At 62.3% G+C, this 16,602-nt stretch carries 16 protein-coding genes; 7 read left to right on the top strand and 9 right to left on the bottom strand.

Going from position 1 to position 16,602, the window contains the following annotated elements; genetic code table 11:
- Window positions 1-130 precede the first annotated feature (130 nt).
- The 7 genes from U5A08_RS05515 to U5A08_RS05485 all read right to left on the bottom strand — a co-directional run bounded on the left by U5A08_RS05515 (window position 131) and on the right by U5A08_RS05485 (window position 6,742).
- Window positions 131-1,306, bottom strand: a complete 1,176-nt coding sequence (locus U5A08_RS05515; RefSeq protein WP_253393539.1) for an ABC transporter substrate-binding protein — start codon at window positions 1,304-1,306, stop codon at window positions 131-133.
- On the bottom strand, window positions 1,303-2,277 hold the full coding sequence (locus U5A08_RS05510) for a CobW family GTP-binding protein (RefSeq protein ID WP_321850663.1): 975 nt from the start codon (window positions 2,275-2,277) through the stop codon (window positions 1,303-1,305). Before U5A08_RS05510 ends, U5A08_RS05515 begins: the two co-directional genes overlap by 4 nt.
- Before the next feature lie 112 nt (window positions 2,278-2,389).
- A complete protein-coding gene (locus tag U5A08_RS05505) occupies window positions 2,390-2,689 on the bottom strand; it encodes a hypothetical protein (RefSeq protein WP_253393537.1) in 300 nt (99 codons plus the stop codon).
- A gap of 13 nt (window positions 2,690-2,702) precedes the next feature.
- The gene (locus U5A08_RS05500; protein ID WP_253393536.1) at window positions 2,703-3,452 is read right to left on the bottom strand and encodes an SDR family NAD(P)-dependent oxidoreductase; all 750 of its coding nucleotides are present in this window, start codon (window positions 3,450-3,452) and stop codon (window positions 2,703-2,705) included.
- Between the two features lie 137 nt (window positions 3,453-3,589).
- A complete protein-coding gene (locus tag U5A08_RS05495; RefSeq protein WP_247402140.1) occupies window positions 3,590-4,351 on the bottom strand; it encodes an SDR family NAD(P)-dependent oxidoreductase in 762 nt (253 codons plus the stop codon).
- A 10-nt stretch (window positions 4,352-4,361) separates the two neighbouring features.
- Window positions 4,362-5,702 (bottom strand): MFS transporter, encoded by a 1,341-nt coding sequence (locus tag U5A08_RS05490; RefSeq protein WP_253393535.1) that lies wholly within the window; start codon window positions 5,700-5,702, stop codon window positions 4,362-4,364.
- Between the two features lie 161 nt (window positions 5,703-5,863).
- Window positions 5,864-6,742, bottom strand: coding sequence for a polysaccharide deacetylase family protein (locus tag U5A08_RS05485; RefSeq protein ID WP_321850660.1), 879 nt, complete (start codon window positions 6,740-6,742; stop codon window positions 5,864-5,866).
- Window positions 6,743-7,297: 555 nt separating this feature from the next.
- Between U5A08_RS05485 and U5A08_RS05480 the strand changes: the two genes are divergently transcribed.
- From U5A08_RS05480 to cmoB, 7 genes are all read left to right on the top strand, one after another.
- On the top strand, window positions 7,298-8,287 hold the full coding sequence (locus U5A08_RS05480; protein WP_253393533.1) for a GntR family transcriptional regulator: 990 nt from the start codon (window positions 7,298-7,300) through the stop codon (window positions 8,285-8,287).
- A gap of 124 nt (window positions 8,288-8,411) precedes the next feature.
- On the top strand, window positions 8,412-10,832 hold the full coding sequence (gene lon, locus U5A08_RS05475) for an endopeptidase La (RefSeq protein WP_321850659.1): 2,421 nt from the start codon (window positions 8,412-8,414) through the stop codon (window positions 10,830-10,832).
- 205 nt (window positions 10,833-11,037) lie between these two features.
- Window positions 11,038-11,427, top strand: coding sequence for a protease inhibitor I42 family protein (locus tag U5A08_RS05470; RefSeq protein ID WP_253393531.1), 390 nt, complete (start codon window positions 11,038-11,040; stop codon window positions 11,425-11,427).
- 1 nt (window position 11,428) lies between these two features.
- Window positions 11,429-12,085: a lysoplasmalogenase gene (locus U5A08_RS05465; RefSeq protein WP_253393530.1), complete on the top strand. Its 657-nt coding sequence runs from the start codon at window positions 11,429-11,431 to the stop codon at window positions 12,083-12,085.
- A 125-nt stretch (window positions 12,086-12,210) separates the two neighbouring features.
- Window positions 12,211-12,669, top strand: coding sequence for a hypothetical protein (locus U5A08_RS05460; protein WP_321850656.1), 459 nt, complete (start codon window positions 12,211-12,213; stop codon window positions 12,667-12,669).
- Window positions 12,670-12,818: 149 nt separating this feature from the next.
- Window positions 12,819-13,562, top strand: a complete 744-nt coding sequence (gene cmoA, locus U5A08_RS05455; RefSeq protein WP_247402160.1) for a carboxy-S-adenosyl-L-methionine synthase CmoA — start codon at window positions 12,819-12,821, stop codon at window positions 13,560-13,562.
- Window positions 13,559-14,515: a tRNA 5-methoxyuridine(34)/uridine 5-oxyacetic acid(34) synthase CmoB gene (gene cmoB, locus U5A08_RS05450; RefSeq protein ID WP_321850654.1), complete on the top strand. Its 957-nt coding sequence runs from the start codon at window positions 13,559-13,561 to the stop codon at window positions 14,513-14,515. Before cmoA ends, cmoB begins: the two co-directional genes overlap by 4 nt.
- Before the next feature lie 140 nt (window positions 14,516-14,655).
- Here the strand turns inward: cmoB and tadA are convergent, their stop codons facing one another.
- Together tadA and U5A08_RS05440 are read right to left on the bottom strand one after the other, a co-directional pair.
- The gene (tadA, locus tag U5A08_RS05445; RefSeq protein WP_253393527.1) at window positions 14,656-15,153 is read right to left on the bottom strand and encodes a tRNA adenosine(34) deaminase TadA; all 498 of its coding nucleotides are present in this window, start codon (window positions 15,151-15,153) and stop codon (window positions 14,656-14,658) included.
- Window positions 15,153-16,535: a multicopper oxidase family protein gene (locus U5A08_RS05440; protein ID WP_247402167.1), complete on the bottom strand. Its 1,383-nt coding sequence runs from the start codon at window positions 16,533-16,535 to the stop codon at window positions 15,153-15,155. Before U5A08_RS05440 ends, tadA begins: the two co-directional genes overlap by 1 nt.
- Between the last annotated feature and the right edge of the window lie 67 nt (window positions 16,536-16,602).

Below are 16,602 nucleotides of genomic sequence, written 5' to 3'. Positions count from 1 at the left end.
ACTCTGCGTCAAAAAAACATCCATTTTTAGAAGATGTTGGGTTTGAGCAGATTAGCTGGGAGTTCAGCCAAGCGCACACAATAAAAACGGGATATTTCGCGTCATATTATTGGCGACAGGCAATTTGACATCATCCCCCTCGCGCGCGCATGAAATCCCCCCAGCGCCGCACCAGGTAGTTGTGTTCATCCATCACCGAATTCCACACCGCGATATGCCCCATGCGCTGTTCATAGGAGCCGCCGTCGCGCACTTCGCCGATATCGATCAGCGGCAGGCCATCGCTGCCCGGTAATTCTTCCCGCGCGGGCTTACCGGCGTACCAGTAGTCCCATTCGGCGCTGGTCAAGTGATCGCGGCTGCGTGCCGGGTTGCCGATGTAGTAACCCTGGCGGGCCATCACCGCCCCCGGCCAGCCGGACAGCCACCAATTGAGGTACGCATAGGCCGCGTCGAGCACCGGGCCCTGGGCATGGCGCGACAACGACAGGCCACCGAACCAGGCGCGATAGCCTTCACGCGGCACCGCCAGGCGGTACTTCACCCCCGCACGGTGCAGGCGCATCAGGGTCGGCGACCACAGGCTCTGGATATCGATGCTCGGGCTGAGCATCAAGTGCGCCGCCTCTTCATCGTCGGACCAGAAGGCTGCGAAGTGCCCTTCTTTCTGCTTGCGCACCAGGATATCGGCGAGCACATCGATCTCTTCGATGCTCATATTGCCGATGTCCTTGAACGTCGCCAGCCCGGCACCCTGCACCGCCAGCGCGGCATCCAGGGCACCGATGGCGGCGTCACTTTGCAGGGCGGTGCGCGCGCGCAACTGCGGGTCGAGCAACCAGCCCCAGCTTTCATTGCTACGGCTGAACGCCTCGGGCAAGCGTTCGGGGCGGTAGGCGAAGCTGTCGGCGTTGTGGGTCAGGGGCAACATGCTGATGCGTTCGGTGACGGTGCTGCCGAGGCTGCCATCGTGCTGCACAAACAACCGCTCACTGGGCACGCTGCCGCTGCCCAGGCGGTCGCTGGGCGACAGGCGACCGCGCTTGGGCAGGTCGTTGATCTCGTGCCACAAGGCGATGCGCCGCGTGTCGATGGGCTGGATTGCGCGGGCGGGCCACACGAAGTCGACGTTGTGGAACCACTGGTCGTACAGGTCGTAGCTGTCGGGCTGCATCACCGCGATGCGCTGGGCCTGTTCGACGTCATGCACCTGGTATACCAGGCGAATGCCCAGTTCTTGCTCGGCCCGCACGCGCAAGCATTCGAGCAAGGTCACCGAAGTGCCGAGGACTCTTAAGGTGATCATGCTGCGAACCGCCGTGAAAACGCTTCAAACGAGCGGCGCAACTGCGTGGGGTCGATGCCGCGCAGGATAAACACCAGGCGCGATTGGCGGTCGGTACCCGGCCACGCCGGCAGGTGGACTGGCGCATGCAGGCAGTGCTGCACGCCATGAATGACGATGGGGGCCGAGCTTGCGTTCACGTTGAGCAGTCCTTTGACGCGAAGGATTCGTTCGCCATGGCATCTTAACAGCATCGACAACCACACTCCGAAGCCGACCCAATCGAGCGGTTGGTCGAAGGTCAGGCAGCAGACTTGCGCGGCGCCATGGCTGGCCGTGGTGGTCCGGTGCAGTTGCCAGCGGCTGACTTCGACCGCCGGTTCGGCGCTGCGCAAACCTTCGCCGAGCAGCAGTTGATCGCCGCTGTGGATGTCGTGGGTATTCAGGATCGGCGTGCCCGGGTTCAGCGCCTGTAGGTGCACACGCAGCGGCTCGCAGTCGTCCACCCGGTCGGTCTTGCTCAGCAGCAAGCGATCCGCCGCCGCCACCTGGGCCAGCCATTCCGGGTGCAGGCGTTCCTGCAGGGCGGCGTGGCTGGCGTCGACCAGGGTGATGACCAGGCCGATATGAAAACGCCCGCGCAGTTGCACGTCGTTGTTGAGGGTCGCGAGGATCGGCGCCGGGTCGGCCAGGCCGGTGGTTTCCAGGATCACCCGTTTGAAGGCCGGGATCTCGCCGCGCTCGCGGCGTTGCAAGAGGCCGAGCAGTGCGTCTTTGAGTTCGCCACGAATCGAGCAGCAGACGCAGCCGCTGGGCAGCAGCACGGTGTCCGGCGCCACCTCTTCCACCAGCAGGTGGTCGATGCCGACGTCGCCGAACTCATTGATCAGCAGCGCGGTGTCGCCAAGGCTCTCGCCTTGCAGCAGGCGCGTGAGCAAGCTGGTTTTGCCGCTGCCGAGGAAGCCGGTGATGACGTTGAGGGCAATACTCATATGTTACCTCCACCCCCTGTAGGAGCGAGCTTGCTCGCGAAAAGCCCGAGAGCGCCGCGTGCATCCAGGATGCCCGCGTCATCGTTGACGATTTTCGCGAGCAAGCTCGCTCCTACAAGGGGCATTCCAAGTGATCGAGTAGTTGCGGGTCGAGGGGGTCCAGCGGCCGCCCGAGCAGGGTTTCGGCCGCTTGCCAGAGTTGATCCAGGCCGCTGGCCAACGCCTGTTTGCCGGTGGCGCCCAACAGCAGGTATGAGGCGCCCTGGAAGTCTTCGACCTGGAGCCGGAACACCGCCAGCACCTGGTTGATCGCGGCGATCCGGCGCAGGCGTTCGCGGCGCCGGGGCAACTCATCGCCCAGGGGGTCGCTCCAGTGCAGGTCTTCGCCGAGCAGCCCGCAGAGTCCGCACATCGCTACACCCCGCTCATGGCATGACATCGCCGGAGTTCGGGCCCAGGGTCTGGCCGACGAACAGGTTACCGCCCGGCTCGCTGGCCAGCAGCACGGCGGTGGGCGCTACTTCGTCGGCCAGGCCGAAGCGGCCCAGGGGCAGTTCGGCGGCCTTGGCGCGCTTCCAGCTGTCGCTGATGCCGCCCACCAACGGCGTTTCGATGGGCCCCGGCGCGATGGCGTTGACCAGCACGTTGTCCTTGGCGACTTCCAGCGCCAGGGATTTGGTGAAGCCGATCACACCGGCCTTGGCCGCTGCGTAATGGGTCAGCTCGGCGCCGCCCTTGATCCCCAGTTGCGAGGCGACGTTGATGATCCGCCCCCAGCCCTGCGCCAGCATGTGCGGCAAGGCGCGCTGGCTGGCGACGAAGACGCTGGTGAGGTCGACGCGCAGCATGTCGTTCCACATCTCGATGGAGAGGTCGACGCAGCGCGCCTGGGTGAGCATGCCGGCATTGTTGACCAGAATATCGATGCCGCCGAAATGCTCGACGCAACGATCGACACTGGCCTGGGCGCCTTCGACGGTGCCGACATCGGCCAGGCACTCGAACACTTGCGCGCCGAGGTTGCGGCAGGTGATGGCGGTTTCGGCGAGGCTGACGGCATTGCGGTCGGCCAGCAGCAGGCGTGCGCCTTCAGCCGCGTAGGCACGGGCGATGGCGGCACCGATGCCGCTGCCGGCACCGGTGATCACGGCGCGGCGATGGGTCAGTTGGTTCATGCAAAAACTCCTGAAAAAACACAGTGCCAATGTGGGAGGGGGCTTGCCCCCGATAGCGGTGGTTCAGATAAAACAGCTGTGACTGACACACCGCTATCGGGGGCAAGCCCCCTCCCACATGGGATCGAGTACATCCGTCAGTCGGGCCAGCGCACGGTCAGGCCTCCGTCGATGACGATGCTTTGCCCGGTCAGGTAGCTCGATGCATCACTGGTCAAAAACTGCACCAGCGACGCCACTTCATCCGCCCTCCCCACCCGGCCCAACGGAATCGCCCGTGCGGCCTTGGCCAAACCTTCCGGCCCGAGGGAGTTCTGCGCGTCCAGCGATTGCGGGGTCTCGATCAACCCCGGGATCACCGCATTGCAGCGAATTCCCAATGGCGCCAATTCCACCGCCAGTGAGCGGCACAACCCCGGCACACCGGCCTTGGCCGCCGCGTAATGGCTGTGCTCCTGCCAGCCATATACGCCGCCGGCAATCGACGAAATCGCCACCAACGCGCCGCCCGCGGGCATATGCCGAGTCGCCGCGCGGAAGGTGCGCATCACCCCCGTCAGGTCGACGTTGAGCATTTCGTCCCACAGTTGATCGGTCATTTCCAGCAGCGGCGCACGGCGCAGCAGACCGGCGTTGGCCACCGCATAGTCCAGGCGGCCAAAATGCTGCACGGCGTGGGCGGCCAAGGCGTCCACCGAGGCGGTATCGCCCACGTCCAACGGCAGCATCAGGCATTCGCCAGCCGCCTGTTCCACCAGGGACACGGTGGTGCGCGGGTCATGGGGATCGGCCGGGTAATACCCGCCCACCACCGCCACGCCGTTGCGCGCATAGGCCACCGCGAGGGCTTGGCCGATGCCGCTGGCGGCACCGGTAATCAAGGCAACTTTACGCTTCATCAAACACTCCTTACTGCACGGTTTCCGGACGCACATGGCGTGCGGCAAACATCAGCACACCGGATAAAAAGCACGGCAAGGCGCCGAACCACAGGGCGGCGGTCTGCCAGTCGCTGCCGGCGGACAACACTTGCGTCGCGCCGAAACCGGCGACCACCGCGCCAATCGGGCCCATGGCATGAATGATCGCGCCGCCGGTGGCACGGATGCTGGTGGGGAAACTTTCGCTGATGAAGAACAGCGCCGCCGAGTACGGCCCGATCAGGAAGAACAGGCCCAGGCTGTACAGCCCGACCACCATCGCCATGTTGCTCGGGCCGAACAGCATCCCGGCGAACGACAGCCCGCCGAGCATCCAGCCCAGGCCGATGACGTTGCGGCGGCCGATCTTGTCGCCCATCCAGCCGTGGCTGAGGTAGCCGCAGTAACCCACCAGGTTCGACAGCACGAGGATGATCAGCGAGTTCTCGAACGAGATGTGGTGAACGCTGACGATCACCGACGTGCCAAGCACGCTGAACACCTGGATCGCTGCCCAGTTGAGCAACAGCGCGGCGCCGATCACCAGGGTGGCGCGGCGGGCCGGGCCACGGAAGGCGGCTTTGAGGCCGGCTTTGCTGTGTTCGTCGTAGTCCACGCCGTAGGTCGCGGCGACGTTTTGCGCTTCGCTCACCGCGCCGCTTTTACGCAGCTCGCTGATGCGCTGATGGATCTGGAACTGCGGGCTCTCCTTGAGCTTGCGCGCCATGATCGCGATGACCACGGCCGGAATCGCGGCAAAAATGAAACACCCCTGCCAGCCGATGATCGGCAGCAACAGCGCGGTCAACCCGGCGGCGATCAGCGCACCGACCGGCCAGCCGCCCTGCACCAGGCTGTAGATAAAGCCACGGCGCTTGGTCAGTCGCGGATCTTCCGAGGCGCCATACAGCTCGCTCAAATACGTGGCGTTGACGGTTTCCTCGGCATAGCCCAGGCCGCCCAACGAACGGATCAGAATCAGCGGCGACTTGCCCCACGCGCCACCGATCGCGGTCAGCGCCGAGCACACTGCGGAACCGGCCACGGTGAAGATAATGCCTTTGCGCCGCCCCAACTTATCGACGACGGGGCCAATGGCAAATGCCACCACCGCCGTACCCACCGCCACCCAGGTCGCGATTTCAGCTTGTTCCACCTCGCCCCAGCCGAAGTGCCGGCCGATCTCCGGCAGCAACGTGCCGAACAGGATGAAGTCGTACACCGCAAACACCCAGGCGAAAAACGCGATCCAGGTGGCGAAGCGCACTTCCTGGGACGTCAGTTGCCGGGGTTTCCAGCCAGTCAGGTCAAGCTTGTTGTAGATGGACATGAATCACGCCTCAAAGGTGGGGGGGGTCAGCTACGCGGTTTGAACCCATCTTGTAGGAGCGAGCTTGCTCGCGAAAATCATCAACGATGACGCGGGCATCCTGGATGCACGCGGCGTTCTCAGGTTTTTCGCGAGCAAGCTCGCTCCTACAAGGGGTGGGGTCAGGTACGCGGTTGGCGGCGGATAAAGTCATCGGCGATTTCGTCGAAGGTGACGAAGCGCACGCCGGCATGGCTTTGGATGTGTTCGATCAAGCGTTCGAGCATCAGCAGCACTTGCGGGCGGCCGGAGACGTCGGGGTGGATGGTCATGGTGAACACCGCGTGTTCGTGTTCGCGGTAGACCCAGTCGAACTGGTCGCGCCACATTTCTTCGAGGTGACGCGGGTTGACGAAGCCGTGGCTGTTGGGAGCTTTTTTGATGAACATCATTGGCGGCAGGTCGTCGAGGTACCAATTGGCCGGGATCTCCACCAAGTCGGTTTCTTCGCCGCGCACCAGGGGTTTCATCCAGGTGTCGGGGTGCTGGCTGTAGTCGATCTTGGTCCAGCTGTCGCCCTTGCGCACGTAGTAGGGGTGGAAGTCGTTGTGCATCAGGCTGTGGTCGTACTTGATGCCTTTTTTCAGCAGCAGCTCGTTGGTGACCTTGCTGAATTCCCACCACGGTGCGACGTAGCCGGTCGGACGCTTACCGGTCACATGGGTGATCAGTTCGATGGACTTGTCGAGCACGATTTCTTCCTGCTCGGCGGTCATCGCAATCGGGTTTTCGTGGCTGTAGCCGTGTACGCCGATTTCGTGACCGGCGTCGGCCACCGCCTTCATCTGCGTGGGGAAGGTCTCCATCGAGTGGCCGGGGATAAACCAGGTGGTGCGCAGGCCGTAGCGCTCGAACAGTTTGAGCAGGCGCGGCGCGCCGATTTCACCGGCGAACAGGCCGCGGGAGATATCGTCGGGCGAGTCTTCGCCGCCGTAGGAACCGAGCCAGCCGGCGACGGCGTCAACGTCGACGCCGAATGCACAGAGGATGTCTTTAGCCATGGGGTGTCTCCTTAGAGCGTCAGTTGGGATTCGACGGACAGCGCAGCCCGCAACAGGCGTGCGTCTTCCCCCGTCGGGGCGATGTGGATGACGGCCGGAGTGATCACGCTGCCGACCAACTTGCGTGGTCGAGGGCTTGCACCGGGTCGCTGCGACCGTTGGCGAAAGCCTCGGCCATTGAAGTGGCGTCTGACATCAAGGCGCTCCTACAAAACGTACATATTAATAAAATGTACATTTTACAAAGGCAGCTTTCGTGCCAGTCTGTGTCGACGGATTTTTCTGTGATTGCGCTTTATCGACCAGAGTGGCGGGATAGATACTTTTGTAGGAAGTTGTAGGAAGCAAAAAAACCTGGTGCGGCCCCTGCAGTACGCGCTCAAGCGAATAATGTATCTTTTATTAAAAAGTACATTTTGGTGCAGAAAAGTAACAATCCTACCTTCAAGGCCCCAAAAAAGTGCCACCGACGTGGCGCGGAGTGACAGGCGCATCTATGAGAGAATCCCTGGCTGCGTCCTACATACACCCGACCTCTTTAGTTCAGAGAACACGATGAAAGCAGTGTCCGCCTCGGCCTCCCGTTACGCGATGATTCACCAGCTTTTGCGTGACGCGATCGTCAACGGCACCGCGCGCCACGGGCTGGTCCTGCTCGAAGCGCCGCTGGCCGAATTGTTCGGTACCAGCCGCGTGCCGGTACGCAAGGCGCTGGACCTGCTGCATGCCGAAGGGTTGATCTGCCGTTTCAACGGGCGCGGTTACCTGATCAACCCCGAGGGCGTGGTCATGGAACCGCTGCGCCTGCCCCTGAGCCCGGCGCACCTGGGCCTGAACGACGAGGACGAACTGGTGGATACACGGCCGTTGGGCGAGCGGATCGTCGAGGAAATCGGCGCGGCGCTGTCCACCTGCATCGCTTTCGGCCATTACCGCCTGGATGAGCAAGCCGCCGCCGACCACTACGGCGTCAGCCGCGCGGTGGTGCGTGAAGCGCTGATGCGCCTGCGCGACCGTGGCCTGGTGGAAAAAGAGCCCTATTCCCAATGGCTGGCCGGGCCGTTGACGGCGCGGGAAGTCACCGAAGACTACGAACTGCGCGCCTGCCTGGAGCCCGAAGCGTTGCGCCAGAGCGCGCCGAACCTTGACCGCGCGCTGCTCGAAGCCATGTTGCAACGCGTGCTCGACGCCCAGGACAGCCCACAGTGCAGCCTGGAAGCCATCGAGCAGATCGAAGAGGATTTGCACCAACGCTGCCTGGCCGGCCTGCAAAACCGCAAGATCGCCGCGCTGATCCGCCAGGGCCAGAGCCCGATGATCATCAGTCGGATTTTCTATCGCTTGCTGGGGATCGGTGCCGACCCGGCGATGCTCGCCGAACACCGCTTGATCCTGGAGTTGTTGCTGCACGGCGCGTTCGATGCGGCGGCGTTGAACCTGCGCGAGCACCTGCAACGGGCGCGGCAGCGGATGTTGCAGCGGTTGAAGGTGTTGTCGGTACTGCCGGAACAACCCCTGCCCGCCTACCTCCACAAAATCAGCTGACCGCTCCCCCATTGACCGGGCCTCTGCAGTAATTTCATGCAATATGTTGCTATCCAGCCCCCGCCATTGAAACCACCGCTGGCCCGCCCCATCTAACTGGCATACTTCCCTATGCAGGTGCCCCATGAGCGACCAGCAAGATATCCCTGATTTCGACGCCAACGAATACGCCGACCCTGAAAACGCCGAGGGTCACTCGTCCAATACCGGCCTGGCCCTGCCTGGGCAAAACCTGCCGGACAAGGTCTACATCATCCCGATTCACAATCGCCCGTTCTTCCCGGCGCAAGTATTGCCGGTGATCGTCAATGAAGAACCGTGGGCCGAAACCCTGGAGCTGGTGAGCAAATCCGACCATCACTCCCTGGCCCTGTTCTTCATGGACACGCCGCCAGATGATCCACGGCATTTCGACACCTCCGCGCTGCCGCTGTACGGCACCCTGGTGAAGGTCCACCACGCCAGCCGCGAAAACGGCAAACTGCAATTCGTCGCCCAGGGCCTGACCCGCGTGCGGATTCGCACCTGGCTCAAGCACCACCGCCCACCGTACCTGGTGGAAGTCGAATACCCGCACCAGCCGACCGAGCCGACCGATGAGGTCAAGGCCTACGGCATGGCGCTGATCAATGCGATCAAGGAACTGCTGCCGCTTAACCCGCTGTACAGCGAAGAGCTGAAGAACTACCTCAACCGCTTCAGCCCCAACGACCCGTCGCCGCTGACCGACTTCGCCGCCGCCCTCACGTCGGCGACCGGTACTGAGCTACAGGAAGTGCTGGACTGCGTGCCCATGCTCAAGCGCATGGAAAAAGTGCTGCCGATGCTGCGCAAGGAAGTCGAAGTCGCGCGTTTGCAAAAAGAACTCTCCGCCGAGGTGAACCGCAAGATCGGCGAGCACCAGCGCGAATTCTTCCTCAAGGAACAGCTCAAGGTCATCCAGCAGGAACTGGGTTTGACCAAGGACGACCGCAGCGCCGACGTCGAGCAGTTCGAACAACGCCTGGAAGGCAAAGTGCTGCCGGCCCAGGCGCAAAAACGCATCGATGAAGAACTGAACAAACTGTCGATCCTCGAAACCGGTTCGCCGGAATACGCGGTGACGCGCAACTACCTGGACTGGGCGACCTCAGTACCGTGGGGCGTGTACGGCGAGGACAAGCTCGACCTGAAACATGCGCGTAAGGTCCTGGATAAACACCATGCCGGCCTGGACGACATCAAGAGTCGCATCCTCGAATTCCTCGCGGTGGGCGCTTATAAAGGTGAAGTCGCCGGCTCCATCGTGCTGCTGGTCGGCCCGCCGGGCGTGGGCAAGACCAGCGTGGGTAAATCGATTGCCGAATCCCTCGGGCGGCCGTTCTATCGCTTCAGCGTCGGCGGCATGCGCGACGAGGCCGAGATCAAGGGGCATCGCCGCACCTATATCGGCGCCATGCCCGGCAAGCTGGTGCAGGCGCTCAAAGATGTGGAAGTGATGAACCCGGTGATCATGCTCGACGAGATCGACAAGATGGGCCAGAGCTTCCAGGGCGACCCGGCTTCGGCGCTGCTGGAAACCCTCGACCCGGAACAGAACGTCGAATTCCTCGACCACTACCTGGACCTGCGCCTGGATCTGTCGAAAGTGCTGTTCGTGTGCACCGCCAACACCCTGGACTCGATCCCCGGCCCCTTGCTGGACCGCATGGAAGTGATTCGCCTGTCGGGCTATATCACCGAAGAAAAAGTCGCCATTGCCAAACGCCACCTGTGGCCAAAGCAGTTGGAAAAAGCCGGCGTGTCGAAAAACAGCCTGACCATCAGCGACGGCGCCCTGCGCGCCTTGATCGACGGCTATGCCCGCGAAGCCGGGGTGCGCCAGTTGGAGAAACAACTGGGCAAGCTGGTGCGCAAGGCGGTGGTCAAGCTGCTGGATGAGCCGGAAGCGGTGATCAAGATCGGCACCAAGGACCTGGAAAGCTCCCTCGGGATACCGGTGTTCCGCAACGAACAAGTGCTGTCCGGCACCGGCGTTATCACCGGGTTGGCCTGGACCAGCATGGGCGGCGCGACCTTGCCGATCGAGGCGACCCGCATCCACACGCTCAACCGCGGCTTCAAGCTCACCGGGCAACTGGGTGATGTGATGAAAGAGTCCGCTGAAATCGCCTACAGCTACATCAGCTCCAATCTGAAGTCGTTTGGCGGTGATCCAAAGTTCTTCGATGAAGCCTTCGTCCACATGCACGTACCCGAAGGCGCCACGCCGAAAGACGGCCCGAGCGCTGGCGTGACCATGGCCAGTGCGCTGTTGTCGCTGGCGCGCAACCAGCCACCGAAGAAAGGCGTGGCCATGACCGGCGAGCTGACGCTGACCGGGCATGTACTGCCGATTGGCGGGGTGCGTGAGAAGGTGATCGCGGCGCGGCGTCAGAAGATTCACGAGCTGATCTTGCCCGAGCCGAATCGCGGCAGTTTTGAAGAACTGCCGGAGTATCTGAAGGAAGGGATGACCGTGCACTTCGCCAAGCGTTTTGCGGATGTGGCGAAGGTGCTCTTCTGATAGCCCTTTAGCACTTGGGCGGGCGTCATCGCGGGCAAGCCCACTCCCACAGTTGACCGAGTACATCCTTTGGAATGCGCTCGAATGTGGGAGCGGGCTTGCCCGCGATGACGCCCGCCCAGCCACCCCAATACACCGCCTGCCCGCCACACCCTGCCTCATCTTCGGTTATGCTCGCTCTTCGTCGCACATCAACGGAGCCCCCATGACCGCTGCCCGCCTGCTTCTCCCCTTGAGCCTTGCCCTGCTGGCCGCGTGCGCCAGTGCCCCACAGCAAAACGTCAGCGTGGAAAAACAGAGCACCTGCCCGCTCCAGCTCAAAACCGGACAAAACCTGATCCTGACCCTGCCCAGCAACCCCACCACCGGCTACCGCTGGGCCATCCAGGATTCCGCCGGCGGCGTGCTGCGCGCACTGAGCCCCGAGGTCTACAGCAGCACAGAATCCGGCGTGATCGGCGGTGGTGGTCAATCCACCTGGCGCTTCCAGGCCTTTGCGTCCGGCCAGGGCCGTTTGCGCCTGACCTCCCAGCAACCCTGGGAACCGGAAGCCGAACCGACCGAGACGTTCGACTGCGCCATCACGGTGAACTGATATGCCATGGCTGATTCTTGCGTTGATGGGCGCCGGCACCTTTATCTACGGCCTGACCGTCCATGCGGCGTTACTGTGCCTGCTGGTCAAACCGTTGCCGGTCCTGGCGCTGCTGGGCTGGCTGCATGATGCACCGCCCACCGACTATCGACGCTGGATCAGCCTGGGGCTGATTTTCTCCTTGGTGGGCGACGTGCTGCTTGCCTGGCCGGGTGACCTGTTCATCTTTGGCTTGGGTGCATTTCTGTTTGCGCACTTGGCGTACCTCAAAGCGTATTTCAGTGACTGTCGCCGCCTGGCGCTATTGCCGCTGATCTTGGCACTGGGCGTGGGCGCGATCCTGCTGAGCATCCTGATTTCCCACGGCCTGGGTGACTTGCTGATACCGGTGGTGGTGTATGCGCTAGTGATCAGCGCCATGCTCTGGCGTGCGCTGGCTCGGTTGGGCAGCGACGTGCCAAAACGCTCGGCAGGGTTGGCGGCTGCGGGCGCGGCGTCGTTCGTGTTTTCCGACACGCTGATCGGCATCAACCGATTTGTGGTGGCGTTCGATGCAGCGCCGTATTTGCTGATCACTACGTATTGGCTCGGCCAATGGGGCATCACTGCGTCTTCCTTTGCGTTGCAGGATCGCTCGAATACCCTTAAAGGCGGATAACCAACAACTGGCTATTAATTTTATTTCTATACGATATAAAGCACTGTAAACCCCTACAGTATTCATCCCTCTTTGCTGGTCATAGTCTGTATAGCGCTCACACTCCACTCACTCAAGGAATGATCATGGACGCTACCCAGAAAAAGAACGCAGACTTTAAAGTTTCGCTCTCTGCCGAAACGACATTTACCACGCCTCACGCGATAAAATTTCACAGTTATCATATCGAACTGCACTCATTGTTCGGCCATCTGGACTTTGTAGTTGAACTCAACAAGGCGTCAACTCAAAGTCATAGGAGCCTGGGGTTGTCGTTTGTCAGAGACATTGCGACTGGAACTTATCCGGCAGATGGATCGGGCAATCAGTTTGCCCAGTTTATCTACATGGTGTATCACGGGCGCCCCGATGACAGTGGGTTTACCCAATATACAGCCACGCGCGGCACGGTAAATATCGAGGTGAGCAGGACTGGAAACCTTGAGCACTTCACACTTAGGTATGACGTAACCGCAGAATCTGCAGATGGGCATTCAATCCCCATTAAAGGAGAATCTGAGATTTACGCTAAATTCCACCAATAACCTACAACACCTGGGGGGAGGCGTCATATGCATTCTCCCTCTGGCTCACCACAGTCCCCAATTTATAGCGCAACTTATCAGACAGCCCGCGCATCCCACGTCCAAGTTGGCTAAAATGCCGGCCTCTCCCCCTCGTCGCCGGAACAACCGTGAGCAAAGAACCCGATCGCCTATTCGCCCAGCCCCTGCCCCAGGTGCCGGACTTCGCCTTTAACGAGGACGTGGTGCGGGTATTCCCGGACATGATCAAGCGCTCGGTGCCCGGTTACCCGACCATCGTCGAAAACCTCGGCGTGCTCGCCGCGCAGTTTGCCCAGCCCAACAGTGCGCTGTACGACCTGGGTTCGTCTCTCGGCGCGGTCACCCAGGCGTTGCGCCGCCACGTGCGCACCGACGGCTGCCACGTCATCGCGGTGGATAACTCGGCGGCGATGGTCGAGCGCTGCCGCGAATACCTCAATGGCCAGGACTCGATGTTCCAGGAGTTGCTGCCGGTGCAGGTGATCGAGGGCGATATCCTCGCGCTGCAGTTCCAGCCGGCCTCGGTGGTGGCGCTGAACTTCACCCTGCAATTCATCGCCCCCGATCAGCGCCTGGCGTTGCTCGGGCGCATCCGCCAAGCGCTGTTGCCGGGCGGTGCGTTGATCCTCTCGGAGAAGCTGCGTTTCAATGATGCGCAAGAACACGCGCTGCTCACCGATCTGCATGTCGCGTTCAAACGCGCCAACGGCTACAGCGAGCTGGAAATCGCCCAGAAGCGCAGCGCCATCGAAAACGTCATGAAGCCCGACAGCCTCGAAGAACACCGCGAACGCCTGCTGGCGGCCGGGTTCTCGACCGTCGTGCCGTGGTTCCAGTGTCTTAACTTTGCCTCGTTGATTGCCTTGCCATGATTGATCTGTCCCCCCTCGCCCGCCACTTGGTCGGCACTCCCCTGGCCGTATGGGCCCAGGGCCTGCAAGCGCAACTCGATAGCAAGATGGAAAAGGGGCATGGCGACCTGGAGCGCTGGCAGAGCGCGCTGGATGCACTGCCGAAAATCCAGCCCAGCGAAGTCGATTTGCTCAATGGCCTGACCCTCGACACCGTTTGCGACGACGCCACCCGCGCGCAAATGCATACCGCGCTGATGGGCCTGAGCCCGTGGCGCAAAGGCCCGTTCCACCTGTTCGGCGTGCATGTGGACACCGAATGGCGTTCGGACTGGAAGTGGTCGCGGGTCGCGCCGCACCTGGACCTGAAGGGCAAACGCATTCTCGATGTCGGCTGCGGCAACGGCTATTACATGTGGCGCATGCTCGGCGCCGGTGCCGACAGTGTGATCGGCGTGGACCCGAACTGGTTGTTCTTCTGTCAGTTCCAGGCGGTACAGCGCTACCTGTCGGCACCGAACGCCTGGCACCTGCCATTCCCGTTCGAGGACTTGCCGGCGAACCTGGAAGGCTTCGACACCGTGTTTTCCATGGGTGTGTTCTACCACCGTCGCTCGCCGATCGAGCATTTGCTGGCGCTGAAGGACTGCCTGGTCAAAGGCGGTGAACTGGTGCTGGAAACGCTGGTGGTCGAAGGCGATCAGCAGCAGGTGCTGGTGCCGGAAGACCGTTACGCGCAGATGCGCAACGTGTGGTTCCTGCCGTCGGTGCCGGCGTTGATGCTGTGGCTGCGCCGGGCCGGGTTCAGTGAGGTGAGGTGCGTGGATGTGAGTGTGACCACGGTGGAGGAACAGCGGGGGACGGAGTGGATGAAGTATCAGTCCCTCAGCGACTTCCTCGATCCAGAGGATCACAGTAAGACGATTGAAGGGCTGCCGGCGCCAATGCGAGCGGTGATCATCGCCAAGAAATAACCCCGATCTCCCTGAAAAAAATGGAGATCAACATGTGGGAGGGGGCTTGCCCCCGATGGCGGTGGGTCAGCTATAGATAAGCTGACTGACACACTGCTATCGGGGGCAAGCCCCCTCCCACATTTGCTCATCAGTGTTCCTTAGAGGGGTGGTTTAGCTCTACGGGCCTTGAAGAACTCACTCAACACCGTCCCGCATTCCTCGGCCAGCACCCCGCCTTCATACAATACCCGATGGTTGAGAAACCCCTGGGTAAAAAACTGTCCCTGGCTTTGCACAATCCCCGCCTTCGGCTCCAGCGCGCCGTAGACCACCCGCGCGATGCGCGAATGCACGATCAGGCCCGCGCACATGCTGCACGGTTCCAGCGTCACATACAGCGTGCTGCCGGGCAGGCGATAGTTGCTCAGCGCCTGGGCGGCGGCGCGGATGGCGACCATTTCGGCATGGGCGCTGGGGTCGTGGCCGCTGATCGGGCAATTGAAGCCACGGCCGATGATGACACCGTCCTGCACCAGCACCGCGCCCACCGGTACTTCGCCCAACGCCGCGCCCTGCGCCGCCAGCGTCAGGGCTTCGCGCATGAAGTCCTGGTCGCGGCTGCGGTCGATAATCGCCGTGGGGCGAAACTGGCGCATCACGCTACCTCGATGGCGGCCATCAGGCCGGTTTCCATGTGGTCGATCACATGGCAGTGGAACATCCACACCCCCGGATTATCCGCCACCAGCGCCACGCGGGCGCGTTCGTTCTTGCCCAGCAGGTAGGTGTCGGTGAAGTACGGAATCACCGTGTGGCGGTTCGAGGCGATCACTTTGAAGCTCATGCCGTGCAGGTGGATCGGGTGCTGGTACTGGGTCATGTTTTTCAGTTCAAAAATGTAGCTCTTGCCCTTCTCCAGCTTGGCAATCGGGCGGTCGGCGCAGGCCTTGTCGGTGATGTCCCAGGCCTGGCCGTTGATCTGCCACAGGCTCGGCGGCTTGCCGTTATCGACGTTGACCGATACCGAGCCGACCCATTCGAAATTGAAGTTGAGTTTCTCGGCGTTGGCCAGGTCCGGCTCGCTGATCGGGTTGGCGGGCAGCGCAGGCGGCCATTCAGTCGGCGCGTCGGCGTTGGCCACCGAGCGGAACGTGCCCAGGCGCACCGGGCCGTTGCGGATCGACAGTTCTTCGCCCGCCGGCGGCGCCTTGATCGCCAGGCAGATACGCATGCCCGGGCCGAGCCAGTATTCCTTGCCCAGGGGACGCGGCTCGATGGGGTTGCCGTCCAACGCATAGATCTGCGCGTCGACGTCGGGAATATTGAGGCGATAGGTCAGCGTGTTGTCGAGGTTGAGCAAGCGCACGCGGGTGATCTGCCCAGCGGGTAAATCGATCACCGCCTGGGCCACGCCATTGATCGTCGACAAGCGCCCGGCCGTGCCGCCACGCGCCGCTTCACGGGGCACGCTGAACGCGACAAAGGCGCCCTCTTCGTCGACGTGCCAGCTTTTCAGGCTGAGGGTGCGTTCGTGCTTGAAACCGGTGGGCTCGCGCTCTTCGACGATCAGCGGGCCGACCAGGCCACGGCCGAGTTCTTCGCTGCTGTTCACGTGAGGGTGATACCAATAGCTGCCGGCGTCGGGCACGCGGAACTTGTAGTCGAAGTATTCGCCGGGCAACACCGGCAATTGCGAAACGTAGGGCACGCCGTCCATTTCCAGCGGCAGGCGGATGCCATGCCAGTGGATGGTGGTGGCGACCGGCAGGTGGTTGATAAAACGCACCCGCAGCCATTCGCCCTGGCGCACGCGCAGCTCGGTGCCGGGAGCCGACGGGCCGAACGCCCAGGCTTGGGTTGTGTGCCCCGGCACCAGTTCCACATCGAGGGGCGCGGCGATCAGTTCGTAGTCGTGTCCCGCCTCGGCCTCGGCGACCTTGCCCAGCCAGTAGCGGTAGCCGCCACCGGCACCGACGCCCACTACGGCCAGGCCGGCAAGACCACCCAGGATTTGTCGACGGGAAAAGGATCGGGACACAACAACCTCACGTATCTGCCGCAGACCAGGGGTCCGCAAAGGGCAGACACGATACACCTGCGACGGC

Origin of the sequence: Pseudomonas paraveronii (genome assembly GCF_963681955.1) — a bacterium.
GTDB lineage: Bacteria > Pseudomonadota > Gammaproteobacteria > Pseudomonadales > Pseudomonadaceae > Aquipseudomonas > Aquipseudomonas paraveronii.
The sequence above is the reverse complement of the archived record's forward strand: the minus strand, read 5'-3'. Positions and strand labels throughout refer to the sequence as shown.